We start from the raw sequence: 14,682 nt of genomic DNA, 5'->3' as shown, positions 1-14,682 counted from the left end.
TTTATCCCCATTTCTGACCTGATATGTATTTCACTATATGAGCGTAATGGAAAGAATATGCTTATAGAAAACCACATAAAAAAACAGACCATGAATTTATCCTGGTCTGTTTTTCATTTGATATATTGGGTATTAATTAGGTATATAGTTTAATGGATTAACAGCATTTGACTTGCTATAATTCCATGGTCCTTTATGTAGCTCAAAGTGTAAATGCTGACCGAAGGAATGGCCTGTGTTACCCATGATGCCCACTTGTTGACCTTTGGCAACTACAGCACCTTCGCCTACTTGTCTGGAACTTAAGTGTGCATACACAGTAGTCCATTGCTGACCGCTGATCGAGTGGGTAACGAAAACGACGTTACCGTATGTACTTGAGAAGTAAGAACGGCTTACGACCCCGTCGGCTGCCGCTACAACCGGAACCGTTCCACTAGCTGCTATATCGATGCCGGCATGCTGTTTATTCCAGCGTTCACCCATTGTTGAAGATACATATCCTGCACTAGGTCTAGTGAAAGTACCCGATGATACGGCTGGTGCTTGACTTACATTAGACGAAGCGGGTGAAGATGATGATGAACTGTTGCTTTTTGCACTGTATCCTGAAGAAGTGGATTGTTTTTTTGTTTCGGTTGCCTGTGATGCTTGTGATGCTGCTTGTGCAGCCGCTTGTGCAGCTTCTTGCTCTGCACGTTTTTTCGCTTCGGCTGCCGCTTTTTTACGAGCTGCTTCCAATTCCGCAAGACGCTGATGTTCCAAGCTGATGGCTGATTTGATGGCTTTTTCTTGAGCAGCAAGATTCGCTTTTTCTTCCTCTAGGCCCATCTTCTCATGTTCATGCTTTTCAGTTTGTTGCTTTAATTTTTTAACCAATGCATCCTTTTCTTGCTTCTGCTGTTTTTGTTGCTTTTGAATTTCCAATAGTTCAGCTTTTGCCACTTCTAAACTGGCAAGCTTCGTTTCAACGGCCTTTTGCTTTTCTTCGAGATCTTTTTTATCCAGCTCATGCTGCTTTAAAATATCGCGGTCGGCTTCAGCGATTGTCGCTACAGCTCCGACACGGTCAACTAAATCCCCAAAACTGGATGATCCGAATAATACTTCAAGGTAGTTCACGTCCCCGCCAGTCTCCTGGAAAGAAAGTGCCCTTTCCTTCAATACTTCATTACGTTTCGCGATCCGCTCTTTTAATACTTTAATCTCTTCTTTCAATGCCTCGATTTCTTTTTTCGTTTGTGTAATTTCAGCATTTTTAGCATCGATTTTTTTGGCGGACTCTGCGATTTTCGCTTCAATGGCAGCGATTTGGTCTTCTGCTGTCATTTGCTTATCCTGCAGGCTATCGATTTTCTTTTCCGTGTCGGAAATATTCGATTCAACACCTGAACGTTTTTCCTGGATGGATTCCTTCTGTTTCTCTAAATCCGAAATAGACTCAGCATAAACCGAAGGTGCCGCCAGAATGCTTCCCAACCCGATCATGATGGAGGCATTCATGGCAATGATATTCTTTTTCACGTTTCATTTCCCCTTTCAACCCGTTACGTCCTTGCCTTGTAACGTCTCTCTATTTATGTCTGGCTACTTTTGGCTTTCGAGTAAAGATACAATTTTATACTTTCAAGAACTTCCTGACGGACATCAAGCTGCCCCATATTCCGATAACCGCACCAATTACGATGAGGATGGCCGATACTTGATATATAAACGGATTTGCAGGTAAGAAATCTATGAATTTGAACGTAATCTGCGGTGCTGCATACTTATAAAGATTATAGTAGAGTACTGCAATCAGACCTATCGGAATGATGGAACCGAGGACTCCCAACCAAAGTCCTTCCAAGAAGAATGGCCAACGGATGAATGTATTCGTCGCTCCTACCAATCTCATGATCTCAATTTCTTTTCTTCTGGCTACAATGGTAATTTTAATCGTATTCGAAATCAGGAACATTGCAGTAAATAGTAAGCCTACAATAAGAACGACCCCTATGTTTCTAGCAATATTAACAAAGCTGAATAGTTTCTCGACGTAGCCTTGTCCATATTTAACACTTTGGATATATTCCATACCTTCGATTTTTTTTGCCACCTTGATGACATCTTGCGGAGATTTCGTTTTGATAACATAAACATCCCTTAATGGGTTATCCTGTTCAAATGGTTTAAAAGCCTCACCATTATCTCCTAAATCATCTATTAAATTAGTAAGCTCTTCATCCTTAGGAGAGAAAATCACTGATTCGATGCCGTTTATCTCCGTAATTTGCTTACCGATAGCTTTTATATCGTCATCATTCGCCGCATTATCAATATGTGCACGAACTTCGACATCTTTCTCCACATTTCCCGCGATATGATTTAAATTCATCATGAGCACTAAAAAGACGCCAACCAAAGTTAGAGTGACCGTTACTGCACTGACTGAAGCAAACGTCATCCAACCATTACGGCCAATATTTTTAAAACTTTCACGGAAGTGACGGAGCAATGTTCTAAATTTCATATCCGTAATCACCTCGATGTTCATCGCGAACTATTTTTCCACTTTCAATGGCAATGACACGTCGTTTAATATTGTTGACGATGTCCCTATTATGTGTGGCCATGACCAGTGTAGTTCCGCGTTTATTAATTTCTTCGAATATGTTCATGATTTCCCATGATGTTTCGGGATCAAGATTACCTGTAGGCTCGTCGGCTATGACTACCTTGGGATCATTGACGATCGAACGGGCTATTGCAACCCTTTGCTGTTCCCCACCAGACAACTCGGAAGGAAGCATTCTCGCTTTATGTTTAATGCCAACCAGATCAAGGACTTCCATGACTCTCTTTTTGATTTCTTCTGGTTCCTTTTCAATAACTTCCATGGCAAAAGCAACATTTTCATATGCAGTGAATGTTTGAAGGAGTTTAAAATCTTGGAATACCATACCGATATTACGGCGGAATAGAGGAACTTTCGAATTGCGGATACTTGGCAGGCTTATGCCATTGACCAAGATATTACCGCTTGTAGGCTTTTCTTCCCTATACATCATTTTGATGAAGGTCGATTTTCCGGCACCGCTCGGACCCACTACATAAACGAATTCGCCTGGCTTTATTTTCACATTGATTCCATTAATGGCAATTACGCCATTTGGATATGTCTTTTTCACATCTATCATTTCTATCATTCTAAAACCACCTAATTTGCTTGGATTATCACCATGTATCTACAGCTTTTCGACAATTTTCACTGAAATCTGACAGGAATCTCTCTTACTTGAGCACAGAAACATTATAACATCATATTTTGTCAAATTAAGCATAAAAATATTACAGTTTCATTTCAGTTAGACATATATCAACATCTATGTAATAATTCCAGGATTCGATTGCTTGATAAGGGGTTGATCATGAGGTGTTTCGAGGATTTTATGGAGGCTAAATGAAACGTCCCGCTAAGCAGAACGTTTCATTAAACATTATTTATGATCAGCAAGCCATTCAGCGACCATGCTCGCTTCCTTGCCCTTGATTATACCTTTTGGCATTCCGCCTTGACCATTCGCAATGACTTTTTCAATGTCTTCTTTTGATAGCTTGGAGCCTACCTTCGTCAAGTTCGGTCCCACGCCGCCTTCAAGATTCACTGCATGGCAGCTTGAACATTTGTTTTCATAAATTTTTGCGGCATCACCGGCACCTGCCGTAGTCGTTTCGCCATTTTCACTTGCCGTCTCTTTATCTGCAGCATCATCGTTCCCACCGCATGCAGCCAAGGCCAAAGAAGTACCCAGAACTAAGGCTAACCACTTCATTTTCATTGAACTTACCCCCTCTGATTTATACCAGCACAAGAACATTATACCAATTTCAGTCCAGTTTAAAACCCTCCCCAAGTACCTCCGATGCGTCCATTACAATTACGAACGCTTTAGGGTCAACGAGTTTCACCAATTGTTTCAATTTGGTGAATTCCGACTGGTCTATTACGCACATCAAAATTGGACGAGTATCATCCGTATAGCCGCCATACCCGGATATGCCTGTTACTCCCCGGTCCAGCTCATGTAAGATAGCATCCCTTACTTGCATTTCTTTATTCGTGATGATCAGTGACATCTTCGAACGGTTCAATCCAATCTGGACAAGGTCGATCGTCTTGCTTGTCACATATAGTCCAATCAATGCATAAAGGCCTTTTTCAATATCAAAAACGATGGCAGCGCTTAAAACGATGATTCCATCAATGATAGCCACACAGGTCCCCAATGACAGATGGGTATACTTATGGAAAATCTGTGCCGCCAAATCGGTCCCGCCAGTGGAACCCTTGCCGCGAAAGACGATCCCCAGCCCAAGCCCGACCATCATCCCCCCACAAATCGAACCAAGCAATGCATCATTCGTCCATGCCTCCCAATCCTTTGTCAGAAATACCACTAAAGGCAGAAACAAGGTTCCAATCAGGCTTTTGGCCCCGAAATGCCTTCCGAGGATAATAAGCCCCGCAATGAACAAAGGGATATTAAAACCCCAAAGAACATAAGCTGGCTCCCAACCGAGAGTTGAATCGAGAATCGTGCTAATCCCGCTGACCCCTCCGGATGCGACCTGGTTAGGCAGTAAAAACACATTAAAACCAATGGCAATTATGGACGAACCGACAATCACCAATCCATACTCCGTTAACTTTCGAATGAAAGGGTGCCTCTGCTCCCTGTATCTTCTCTTCATTTTGCATAAGTCTCCTCGAACCATCATTATTATCTAGTATTGGCCGAACGAGGAAGAGCATCCCTTTTCAATCCTGTAAATGTCAGCCAGAAGATTCGTTAAAAAGGAAATCATAAAAAAAGCCGGACCGGGGAAACCGGTCCGACTGGCTGATCTTATAATTTTGAACGCAAGTACGCATCAATGAACATATCGATATCCCCATCCATGACAGCTCCCAAGTTTCCGGTCTCCGCACTAGTACGGTGATCTTTAACCATGGAATACGGATGGAAAACATAAGAACGAATTTGGCTTCCCCAGCCAATTTCCTTTTGCTCCCCGCGGATTTCATCCAATTCCGCTTGTTGCTGTTCAATTTCACGTTGATACAATTTGGCTTTCAGCATATTCATGGCCTGGGCCTTGTTTTTGATTTGAGATCTCTCGTTTTGGCACGTTACCACGGTGTTCGTAGGTAAATGGGTGATCCGAACCGCCGAGTCCGTTGTATTGATATGCTGACCACCTGCACCACTTGCCCGGTACGTATCGATTTTCAAATCTTCCGTACGTACTTCTATATTGATCGTCTCATCGAATTCCGGCATGACTTCACATGAAACGAATGAAGTGTGGCGTCGTCCCGAGGAATCGAAAGGAGAAATACGGACAAGACGGTGTACCCCTTTTTCCGCTTTCAAATAGCCATAGGCGTTATGGCCTTTGAAAATTAAAGTGACACTCTTGATCCCAGCTTCATCACCTGGAAGGTAATCAAGGGTTTCCACTTTAAAGCCTCTTTTTTCACCCCATCTTGTATACATGCGCAACAGCATGGAACCCCAATCCTGGGACTCCGTACCGCCTGCACCGGGATGCAGTTCAAGAATGGCATTTTTCGAGTCATATTCTTCACTTAATAAAAGTTGAAGTTCAAAGTCATTCATCTTTTGTGCAAGAACCGTGATTTCTTCTTCCAGCTCCGCTAAAAGTTCTTGATCATTCTCCTCTTTCACTAATTCATATGTCAAATCCAGATTTTCATATGATTCATTCAGGTCGGACAATTGATTGACTTGTTCTTTCAAAGCATTCGTTTCATTGATGACAGTTTGTGCTTTTTGCTGATCATTCCAAAAATCGGGATGTGTCATCTCATTTTCTAGCTGTGCGATTCGTGCCTCTTTTTCATCTAAGTCAAAGAGACCCCCTAAAGTCCGTTAATCGTTGCGCTGTCCGTTCAAGTTCATTTCTTATTTCTGCTAATTCCATTTCTCTTCACCTCATCAAGTATGTTAAAAAAAATCCCTGAAGAGGGATTCCCTTCATTACAATAAACCTCTTCAAACTATATGCAAACTAAACATGAAAAGAGGCGGCTAGCCTTGGACTTAACCGTCTCATCTTCATTATACACCTAACTTTAACCCAAATTGCCATGGCAATTCTTATATTTTTTACCGCTGCCGCATGGGCATAACGCGTTTCTTCCAACGTCTTCCTTTTTACGGGCAGGGGCTTTTTTCACTTTTCCCCCGTCTTCTTCCTTCGGATTGACCGCTTGTCCTTTTATGACTTCCTTGCGTTCCAAATTGTTGCGGATTTCAGCCTTCATGATGTATTTCGCGACTTCATCTTCCATTGAAGCAATCATCGCTTCAAACATGGCAAAACCTTCAGATTGATATTCACGAAGCGGATCGATTTGGCCATAAGCACGAAGGTGGATCCCTTGGCGCAGTTGCTCCATTGCATCAATATGGTCCATCCACTTACTATCGACTGCACGAAGAACGATTACTTTTTCGAATTCACGCATTTGTTCTTCAGATAGCTCTTCTTCTTTTTGGTCATAGCCTTCTTTCACTTTCGCTAAAATGAACTCAACCAATTCCGATTCGTTTTTCCCTTTCAAATCAGCTACAGTGATTGAACCTTCATTGAATAGGTTACCATTCAGGTAATCGACAAGGCCTTGTACATTCCAGCCTTCCTCATCGCCCATTGGTGCAAACGCGACAACATTTCGCTGGATGGATGCCGTGATCATCGTTTCGACGATTTCACGTAAGTTTTCACTTTCCATGACATCGAAACGCTGTTTATAGATAATTTCCCGTTGTTGACGGAGAACATCATCATACTGCAGTAATTGCTTACGTGAATCGAAGTTATTGCCTTCGACCCGTTTCTGTGCGGATTCAACGGCCCTTGTCACCATTTTACTTTGAATTGGCTGGGAATCATCCATACCTAGGCGTGCCATCATGTTTTTCATGTTATCCGAACCGAAGCGGCGCATCAATTCATCTTCCATTGATAAATAGAATTGAGTGACCCCTGGATCTCCCTGACGGCCGGACCGGCCACGCAGCTGGTTATCTATACGCCTGCTTTCATGACGTTCCGTGCCGATGACAGCAAGGCCCCCAAGCTCCTTGACACCTTCACCAAGCTTGATATCCGTACCGCGCCCTGCCATGTTCGTAGCGATCGTAACTGAGCCTTGATTACCTGCATTCGCAATGATTTCCGCTTCACGCTCATGGTTCTTGGCATTCAAAACATCGTGAGGGATGCCTTTTTTGGATAAATAGGCAGATATGACCTCAGATGTTTCGATGGCAACCGTACCGACAAGCACAGGCTGACCCTTTGTATAACGTTCGGCGATGTCTTCCACAACAGCCTTGAATTTCCCATCAGTTGTCGCATATATAAGATCTGCCCTGTCATCCCTGATGATATTCCTGTTTGTCGGGATCGCAATGACATTCATATTATAAATATTGCGGAATTCCTCTTCTTCCGTTTTGGCTGTACCGGTCATACCTGAAAGTTTTTCATACATCCTGAAATAGTTCTGGAAAGTAATCGTCGCAAGAGTCATGCTTTCATTTTGAATTTCAAGTCCTTCTTTCGCTTCGATCGCCTGGTGGAGACCTTCACTGTAACGGCGGCCTTTCATCAAACGGCCAGTGAATTGGTCAACGATGACTATCTCGCCTTCCTGGACGACATAATCCACATCCAAATGCATGGAAACATGAGCCTTTAACGCCTGATTGATATGATGATTCAAAGTAACGTGACTAATATCGAATAAATTATCGATATTAAACGCTTTTTCAGCTCGATTCATCCCATCTTCCGTCAGCTGAACACCTTTTGTCTTTTCATCATATGTGTAGTCCGTATCTTTCTTTAAGGTTCTTACAAACGCATTGGCCTGGATATAAAGCTGTGCCGATTTCTGTGCCGAACCGGAAATGATCAATGGCGTTCTCGCCTCATCAATCAAAATCGAATCGACCTCATCGATGACAGCGAAGTGCAGCGGACGCTGTACCATTTGTTCTTTATATAACACCATATTGTCACGAAGATAATCAAAACCTAACTCATTATTCGTACTGTACGTAATGTCAGCATTATACGCTGCCTGCTTTTCTTCTTTAGAATGACTGTTCAAATTCAACCCGACGGTCAAACCGAGGAAATCATACAATACACCCATTTCGGTGGCATCACGGTGTGCCAAGTATTCATTGACGGTAACGACATGTACACCTTTACCGGTAAGCGCGTTTAAATAAACCGGCATCGTGGATGTTAAGGTTTTACCTTCCCCTGTTTTCATCTCGGAGATATTTCCATCATGAAGGGATGCCCCACCCATGATTTGAACTCGGTAAGGATATAAGCCCAGAGCGCGCTTTGCCCCTTCACGTGCAACCGCAAAAGCCTCGACAAGCAAATCATCAACGGTTTCCCCATTTTGATAACGCTCTTTAAACTCACCCGTTTTGTCACGCAACTGTTCATCCGATAACGCCGCCGTCTCATCAGCCAGCGCTTCGACCTGATCGGCGATTTTTTCTAAACGTTTGATTTCTCGCTTATTCGGATCAAAAACTTTATTTAATATATTAAGCATTCAATAACGCTCCTCTATTATGGTAATGATCGTTCAATGACAAAATTCATATAAGTAAGAAGAAACACACCTTCTATTATTACTAATGCACGCTTAATTTTACCACTTCTATCATAGAGGTACAACTTCATGTCACTTCCCTGGTATAGACCTGAATGCAATTCTTGCGAAAAACAATGGATAAATGAGGAGTAAAACTGTTAAAATAGGAGGAAGTATAAAAAATTTGTTGCAAACTCCCCACTATTCCATATGCAAATGTGGATTATCCATAACCTTCCATCACTAGATGCTGTGTCCTCTCTAGAGATAGCATGTCAAGGTAATCCAACCTTACAGTCGTCATGTTTTGAATGATTAGGTGGGCTGCCGAAACTTATTAGCGGAAGATAAATAGAACATGTTTCGAGGTGGTATTGATGATTGGTGAACGTGTAAAAAAACTGCGAGAAGAAAAGAAAATGTCGATGACTGAACTTGCCGATAAAGCAGGTGTTGCAAAGTCTTATTTAAGTTCGCTCGAGCGGAACTTACAAACGAATCCTTCTATTCAATTTCTTGAAAAAATCTCCTCCGTACTTAACATCCCTGTTGATGCCCTGCTTTACGATGCACCAAATAAGGAAACCTTGGACAATGACTGGATGAAAATCGTTGAGGAAGCCATGAATTCGGGTGTCTCAAAACAACAATTCAGGGAATTCATCGAGTTTAATAAATGGAGAAAAGATAAAGAAGAGTAGAGTGGCAGTGCACTAGTTTACCTACATATTCCTGAAGAATACTGTTTGAATAAGCTAGACTCACAAGAATCTCAAGGAATAATAAACCCTATAAACAGCTAATGAATCGAACCACTGTTTATAGGGATGTTCCCGAATTTGTTCGGAACCTATTTTCCATCGTTCTCCTCAAATGTTGCCTCAAGGCTTTCCCGATTCAAAAAAGCGATGATTTCCTCTTTTTTGAAACCCAAGCTTCTTGCTTCAGAAATCAAATTCACCCATTCTTGATCCATTTCCACATTAGCCACCTCTTCTACCTCCTAAAATACTCTTGTATTTCAGGCAGACCAGCCATCATAGTCACAAGGACCTTAGACCTGTGCCTTTGCGCCCTCATTTTTCAATGAGTTTGCCTTTGTCGTGGTATTTATTACCAAATACATTACCTATAATCATATTATAACGGATACGCACTCCATATATTGCTATTTTATGTCGGTAATCCACATAAATGCAAAAACTTTCATCCGACAAAATGTTACAATATTAAGAAAATTTGAAATTCAGGTGATTTTTCATAGACTAATTCATTTTCGTTTTTTTGTATAATAGTAAATATTACTGTTCTTAAAATTTCTTTGGGGTGTATTGATTCTCTCGATTGTAAGTGCATCGTGGGCTTTTTGCGCAGTTAAATCCTCACCGCAGGTCGGGCAATGCCACTTTCCATATTCCGCACTGCTAAAAGAAGCCCTATGGCATGTATGGCAATTCTTTCGATACAAATAATCCCCCCTCTGCACCCTGATCAAATTGTTTTCTACAAATAACTAATTGTTCTTTTTAAAGAACTTACAATTCGAGTATAGTGCAAAAGATAGGGGTATTTAAATAGGTAAAATTAACTATTTTATCTTAATAGAGAACAAATATCGTTCTTTTAAGTGAACTTCGTGTTTTTTAGAGAACAAAAAAAGCAATCATTTTTACGTTTCCAACGGATTCTATCAACATGCAAAAAAGCACAACCCAGAGGCTGGGCTGTGCTTTTGATCTTAGAATAATAATTAACTAGGTTCAATCAATCCATAGCGTCCATCTTTTCGGCGGTACACTACGTTTGTTGTATTAGTATCCGCATTCGTATAAACAAAGAAACTGTGGCCAAGCATATTCATTTGTAAAATCGCTTCTTCACTGTCCATTGGCTTTAAATCAAAGCGTTTATTGCGGACCACTTCAATATCATTATCGTCTTCGAATTCATCCACCACTTCGTCAGCTTCCGTATTGAAGGCGAATGTATCGGGTGCAGTCGATAAATTGTTCCGGAACTTACGATTGACCTTCGTTTTATGTTTACGAATTTGGCGTTCAAGCTTATCATTGATCAAGTCAATGGCAGCATACATATCCGCATTTTCCTCTTCAGCGCGAAGAACCAAATTCTGCATGGGAATCGTCACTTCGACCTTTGATGTATTATTGTTCACTTTTAAATTGACTAACACATTTGCATCTGGTGTATTGTTAAAATATCGTTCTAACTTGCCAATTTTCTTTTCGACGTATTCTCGAATTGCTGGAGTTACCTCAATGTTTTCACCGCGTACGTTGTAATTCATAAAGTGAGTCCTCCTTAAATTAAGACTATACCGTTAGATTCTACAATACCCCTCCGGTTCCTTTTAGAAACACATCATGAAATATGTCGAAATAATGAAACAATTGTCGGAAGGTTTGGAAAGGGTTGATGTCTGCCCTAGCTTCATTATATCAAATGCTATGCTAGAAAGAAAAAATTAAGCCTATTTTATTTACAGAAAATTTAAAAACATTTAACATAAAAACCGTTTGGAATCCAAACGGTAAGGAAATCAATTTCTTTTATCATAGAACATGCCATCCACTGATAGACTTTCATACGGATTCGTGTACTTAATGGATGATTTTTTCTTCTTATTTATATCCTGGATATCCCGCTGTATCTCCTGCTTTTGGAGCTTCAGCAAGTGATCGACCTGTTGGTTGAGCAACAGAACTGCACGTCCCAGCTGCTGCTCTTCACCAGTAAAAGGCGGTGTGATTTGAGAAAGGAGTCCATCCCGCTGATCAATCAGCTTTGTAACCCTTTCTATTTTAACATCACGCTCTGTTATCGAGCGATCTTCCAGTACGGCAAGTAATTCAGCTGTCAAATCATGAAAGGTTCTAATCACCATTACACATGACCGCTTTGGGTGAATTGTTTTTTCCGGTTGATTTGAATTACTTCCTTCCACGTATTCCGGAATTCCGTAACAAGTCCTTCCACTTCCACTAAGGCAGAAAGATCATTTTTCAGATTCGCTTCGATCAGACGCCGGTTCATGAAATCATACAGACTCATCATATCTTTGGATACATCCGCATCCATATTAAGCGTCACCATCAATTCACGGATAATGTTTTGCGCCTTGATGATGTTCGTATTCCTCGCTTCGATATTTCCTGCTTCAATGGCTTTCTTCCCAAGCATGATGAACTTCAAACAGCCATTATAAAGCATTAATGTAAGCTCTCCCGGTGATGCTGTATTGACTGAATTTTGCTGATACGATTGATATGGATTATTCATTGCCATATTTAACTTCCTTTCCGACATACCTTAACTAAAATAAGAAGCTAACGATGCACTTTGGCTGTTTGCCTTTTGAATGGCTTTTTCCATTGCCGTGAACTGGTTGTAATAGCGAGATTCCAATTTCGTTAACTTGGCTTCAAATGTTGAAATCTTCTTATCCAGCCCATCAACCAATTTTCCGATTGTAAAATTGTTATTAACATATCCGGCCTTCCCGGCTTTTTCAGTAATAACCTTCATTGATGATTCTATATCATCCCTTAACCGGCGGGCGAGTCCTTTCTCGCTCTTTTCCGCCCCATTGGCCATGAACATATCATAGATCGCATTGGGATCCTCACTAATGGCTGCCCGGAGCTTGTCCTCATCAATCGTTAATTTACCGCCCTCGAGGTAATTCTTGGTCGTGGTGATTCCCAAACTGCTGAGATTGTTAATTCCAGTGATTCCATCCACCGAAGTGTATAGGGATGACCTCATCGTGGTCAGGAGACTTTTTAATGTCGAATCGCTTTTTAATGTTCCGCTCTTCGCTTTTTCTTCCCACAGCTTCACTTCATCCTCTGTCATTGCCTTTTTTTGCTCAGAGGTAAGCGGGGTAAAGGAGCGATATTTCGCTTCACCCGTTTTATCTTGAACCTTTTTAATGACTTCATTGTATTTATTCACAAACTGAGTGATCGTATCCAGGATGGCATCGACATCAGCTGTTGATGAGAATGTGACGGTATCCGCCGTTTTTTGCTTCACCGTTATTTCCGCTCCATTAATCTGAAACGTATTCGAAGGCCGGGAAATGTCCAGGCCATTATAAGTAATCGATGCATTTTCCCCTATCGTGCCGCCAGCCCCTTCATTGTTACTGCTCATTTTAAGCACATTGAAGAAATCTCCGGTACCCCCTAACTCAATTTCAGGCCGATCTTTTACATCACCTGTATTTTTAGCAGTGATGGAAAAATTCTGGGACGTTTCATCGAAAAACAGAGTCACTCCCGAGTTAGCATTAATTTTATTTATGACACTTTCTAATGTATCGTCCGCATTAAGGGTAAGCGTGTACGGTTTTTCCACTGTTGCCCCATCTTTTACTTCCGTATCAAAACCGCCACCTTTATTGATGGCCAGTATCGTAATATCTTGCGGTGTCGTGATTCCCAATTCCGATAATTTCTTTTTAGGGTCAGTAACAGCTGATTTTTCTGTACTTGTCATGGTTGCTGCCTTGGCAAGTCCATTCACTTTTATATTTCCGGAAAAATCACTGGTCGAATTCACATTTTTCACTGATACAGCATCTGGATTCGATACCGTCACCTTCTTTTTAATGAAGGAAGACTGCTTTCCGATTCCATCACGAATGAGCGTGTCCAATTCTGATAAAGCTGTATTCATCGAACGGTAATCATCACGCTGCCACTCGGAATACTGCTTTTTCTGTGTTAGTTTATCCAATGGCACCCGTTCCGCCTGCATCATACTTTTAACCATTTCATCAATGTCCATCCCGCTTGCTAAACCACTGATTCGTACCACAATTGATCACCCGCTTATATTTTTTCATCCACCATTATGCCGACAAACTCCGTCATTGCCGCATAGAAATCCAGTAACTTCTTCGGGGGAATTTCCCTGATCGTCTCATCCGTCACGTCATCCACTACCTTGACATAATACTCATTCAGCTTCTCATGATATTCAAAACGAACCGCCGTATGTGTTGGATTCAGGAAGGTGTTTAAACTATCCACCGCTTCCTGCACCTTTTCTTTTGTAGGCTGATTGGATTCCACACTTTGTTCAAAATAGGCAACTGTATTGATTTCTCTTTGATAGTAAGAACTAATTCCCTCTGAGATGGCTGTTCTAAGTTGTGAGGAAAGAATATTCGTGGACAAACTCTCCAGCATCTAAATAGCCCCCAATATGATATCTTTACTTTTTATATCGGTAATTAAGATTTTATTTTTAGTTACTCTTAGATTTTGGTTGCACCTGCAGAGATTCATTAATGATCCTTTGCTATTAAAGAGATTTTACTAAAAAACTCCTGAAAAATATCTGGCGTCAACAGCTGTTTTAGGTTATTAAAATTTGACCGTTGATTTCCTCTCCAGGCACTCGCTTTCCGCGGGCGGCCCGGGAGCCTCCTCGGCGCTTTGCGCCTGCGGGGTCTCCCTTGGACACGTATTCCCGCAGGAGTCTCGTACCTTACGTTCCAATCAACTTTGTTTTAACAGTTAGATTGCTCTTTTTTTACCTACAGTCTTTTGACCAGATTTTCCATCGAATCTTAATGAGAGCTTCAGAAAGAAAACGGATATGTGCAAGCATGTATTGCTAACTCCGTACACGAGAAAGCCAGTGGGAATATTCGGAAAGTTAGAAAACCTGAAGCCGTTAGCAAATGCAGCTTACAAAACACCCGCCCCAGCCATTACAAACTACCATTATGGCAAAGAAATCATACCGGCTTTACCCTATACACGACCTCAACAAAAGAAGGATTCTTCCGCAAGCATGATTATGTGTATGTTGAACATCTTTATTGAATCATCAAATCCTGAAAAATAAAAAAGGTGTCGGAATGAGACCACTCCGACACCTTTTTGTCTACCAACTGAAGACTCAATAAAAATATCTTGAGTCTTTCTTGAATGAAACCAGGTAAAGATTAACGT

At 41.3% G+C, this 14,682-nt stretch carries 14 protein-coding genes, 1 pseudogene and 1 riboswitch; of the genes and pseudogenes, 2 read left to right on the top strand and 13 right to left on the bottom strand.

Features of this window, described 5'->3' with window-relative positions; translation table 11 throughout:
- Positions 1–132: 132 nt before the first annotated feature.
- The 7 genes from J7I90_RS16885 to secA form a co-directional block, all read right to left on the bottom strand.
- A complete protein-coding gene (locus J7I90_RS16885) occupies positions 133–1,524 on the bottom strand; it encodes a murein hydrolase activator EnvC family protein (protein WP_214772987.1) in 1,392 nt (463 codons plus the stop codon).
- Between the two features lie 94 nt (positions 1,525–1,618).
- Positions 1,619–2,512, bottom strand: coding sequence for a permease-like cell division protein FtsX (ftsX, locus tag J7I90_RS16880; RefSeq protein ID WP_214772986.1), 894 nt, complete (start codon positions 2,510–2,512; stop codon positions 1,619–1,621).
- Positions 2,502–3,188: a cell division ATP-binding protein FtsE gene (gene ftsE / locus J7I90_RS16875; RefSeq protein WP_089361962.1), complete on the bottom strand. Its 687-nt coding sequence runs from the start codon at positions 3,186–3,188 to the stop codon at positions 2,502–2,504. Before ftsE ends, ftsX begins: the two co-directional genes overlap by 11 nt.
- A gap of 291 nt (positions 3,189–3,479) precedes the next feature.
- The gene (gene cccB / locus J7I90_RS16870; RefSeq protein ID WP_214772985.1) at positions 3,480–3,821 is read right to left on the bottom strand and encodes a cytochrome c551; all 342 of its coding nucleotides are present in this window, start codon (positions 3,819–3,821) and stop codon (positions 3,480–3,482) included.
- A 49-nt stretch (positions 3,822–3,870) separates the two neighbouring features.
- Entirely contained in the window at positions 3,871–4,734 is an 864-nt protein-coding gene (locus J7I90_RS16865; protein ID WP_214772984.1) for a YitT family protein, read from the bottom strand.
- Between the two features lie 155 nt (positions 4,735–4,889).
- A protein-coding gene (prfB, locus tag J7I90_RS16860) for a peptide chain release factor 2 (RefSeq protein WP_223255851.1) occupies positions 4,890–5,988 on the bottom strand; the annotation gives its coding sequence in 2 pieces (ribosomal slippage) (positions 4,890–5,924 and positions 5,926–5,988; 1,098 coding nt in all).
- A gap of 151 nt (positions 5,989–6,139) precedes the next feature.
- Positions 6,140–8,653: a preprotein translocase subunit SecA gene (secA, locus tag J7I90_RS16855; RefSeq protein ID WP_214772983.1), complete on the bottom strand. Its 2,514-nt coding sequence runs from the start codon at positions 8,651–8,653 to the stop codon at positions 6,140–6,142.
- 419 nt (positions 8,654–9,072) lie between these two features.
- On the opposite strand from secA, the gene J7I90_RS16850 reads away from it, so the two are divergent.
- The gene (locus J7I90_RS16850; protein WP_048684020.1) at positions 9,073–9,396 is read left to right on the top strand and encodes a helix-turn-helix domain-containing protein; all 324 of its coding nucleotides are present in this window, start codon (positions 9,073–9,075) and stop codon (positions 9,394–9,396) included.
- Between the two features lie 149 nt (positions 9,397–9,545).
- Here J7I90_RS16850 and sinI read toward each other — a convergent pair whose 3' ends face one another.
- From sinI to flaG, 6 genes are all read right to left on the bottom strand, one after another.
- Complete coding sequence (gene sinI / locus J7I90_RS16845; RefSeq protein ID WP_311381014.1) at positions 9,546–9,686, bottom strand: DNA-binding anti-repressor SinI; 141 nt, start codon at positions 9,684–9,686, stop codon at positions 9,546–9,548.
- Positions 9,687–9,716: 30 nt separating this feature from the next.
- Positions 9,717–9,802: riboswitch (cyclic di-GMP riboswitch) on the bottom strand.
- Positions 9,803–10,445: 643 nt separating this feature from the next.
- Complete coding sequence (gene hpf, locus J7I90_RS16840; RefSeq protein ID WP_214772982.1) at positions 10,446–11,003, bottom strand: ribosome hibernation-promoting factor, HPF/YfiA family; 558 nt, start codon at positions 11,001–11,003, stop codon at positions 10,446–10,448.
- Positions 11,004–11,255: 252 nt separating this feature from the next.
- Positions 11,256–11,600 carry a flagellar protein FliT gene (fliT, locus tag J7I90_RS16835; RefSeq protein ID WP_214772981.1) on the bottom strand — a complete coding sequence of 115 codons (345 nt, stop codon included), beginning with the start codon at positions 11,598–11,600 and terminating at the stop codon, positions 11,256–11,258.
- The gene (gene fliS, locus J7I90_RS16830; RefSeq protein WP_214772980.1) at positions 11,600–12,001 is read right to left on the bottom strand and encodes a flagellar export chaperone FliS; all 402 of its coding nucleotides are present in this window, start codon (positions 11,999–12,001) and stop codon (positions 11,600–11,602) included. Before fliS ends, fliT begins: the two co-directional genes overlap by 1 nt.
- Positions 12,002–12,025: 24 nt before the next feature.
- On the bottom strand, positions 12,026–13,537 hold the full coding sequence (locus J7I90_RS16825) for a flagellar hook-associated protein 2 (RefSeq protein WP_214772979.1): 1,512 nt from the start codon (positions 13,535–13,537) through the stop codon (positions 12,026–12,028).
- A 14-nt stretch (positions 13,538–13,551) separates the two neighbouring features.
- The gene (flaG, locus tag J7I90_RS16820; protein WP_214772978.1) at positions 13,552–13,911 is read right to left on the bottom strand and encodes a flagellar protein FlaG; all 360 of its coding nucleotides are present in this window, start codon (positions 13,909–13,911) and stop codon (positions 13,552–13,554) included.
- A 462-nt stretch (positions 13,912–14,373) separates the two neighbouring features.
- Here flaG and J7I90_RS28150 point away from each other — a divergent pair.
- Positions 14,374–14,544: pseudogene (locus J7I90_RS28150) on the top strand (IS5/IS1182 family transposase); the annotation flags it as partial.
- Positions 14,545–14,682 lie beyond the last annotated feature (138 nt).

Source organism: Bacillus sp. ISL-57 (assembly GCF_018613135.1).
In the GTDB taxonomy this organism is placed as follows: domain Bacteria; phylum Bacillota; class Bacilli; order Bacillales; family DSM-1321; genus Peribacillus; species Peribacillus frigoritolerans.
The sequence above is the reverse complement of the archived record's forward strand: the minus strand, read 5'-3'. Positions and strand labels throughout refer to the sequence as shown.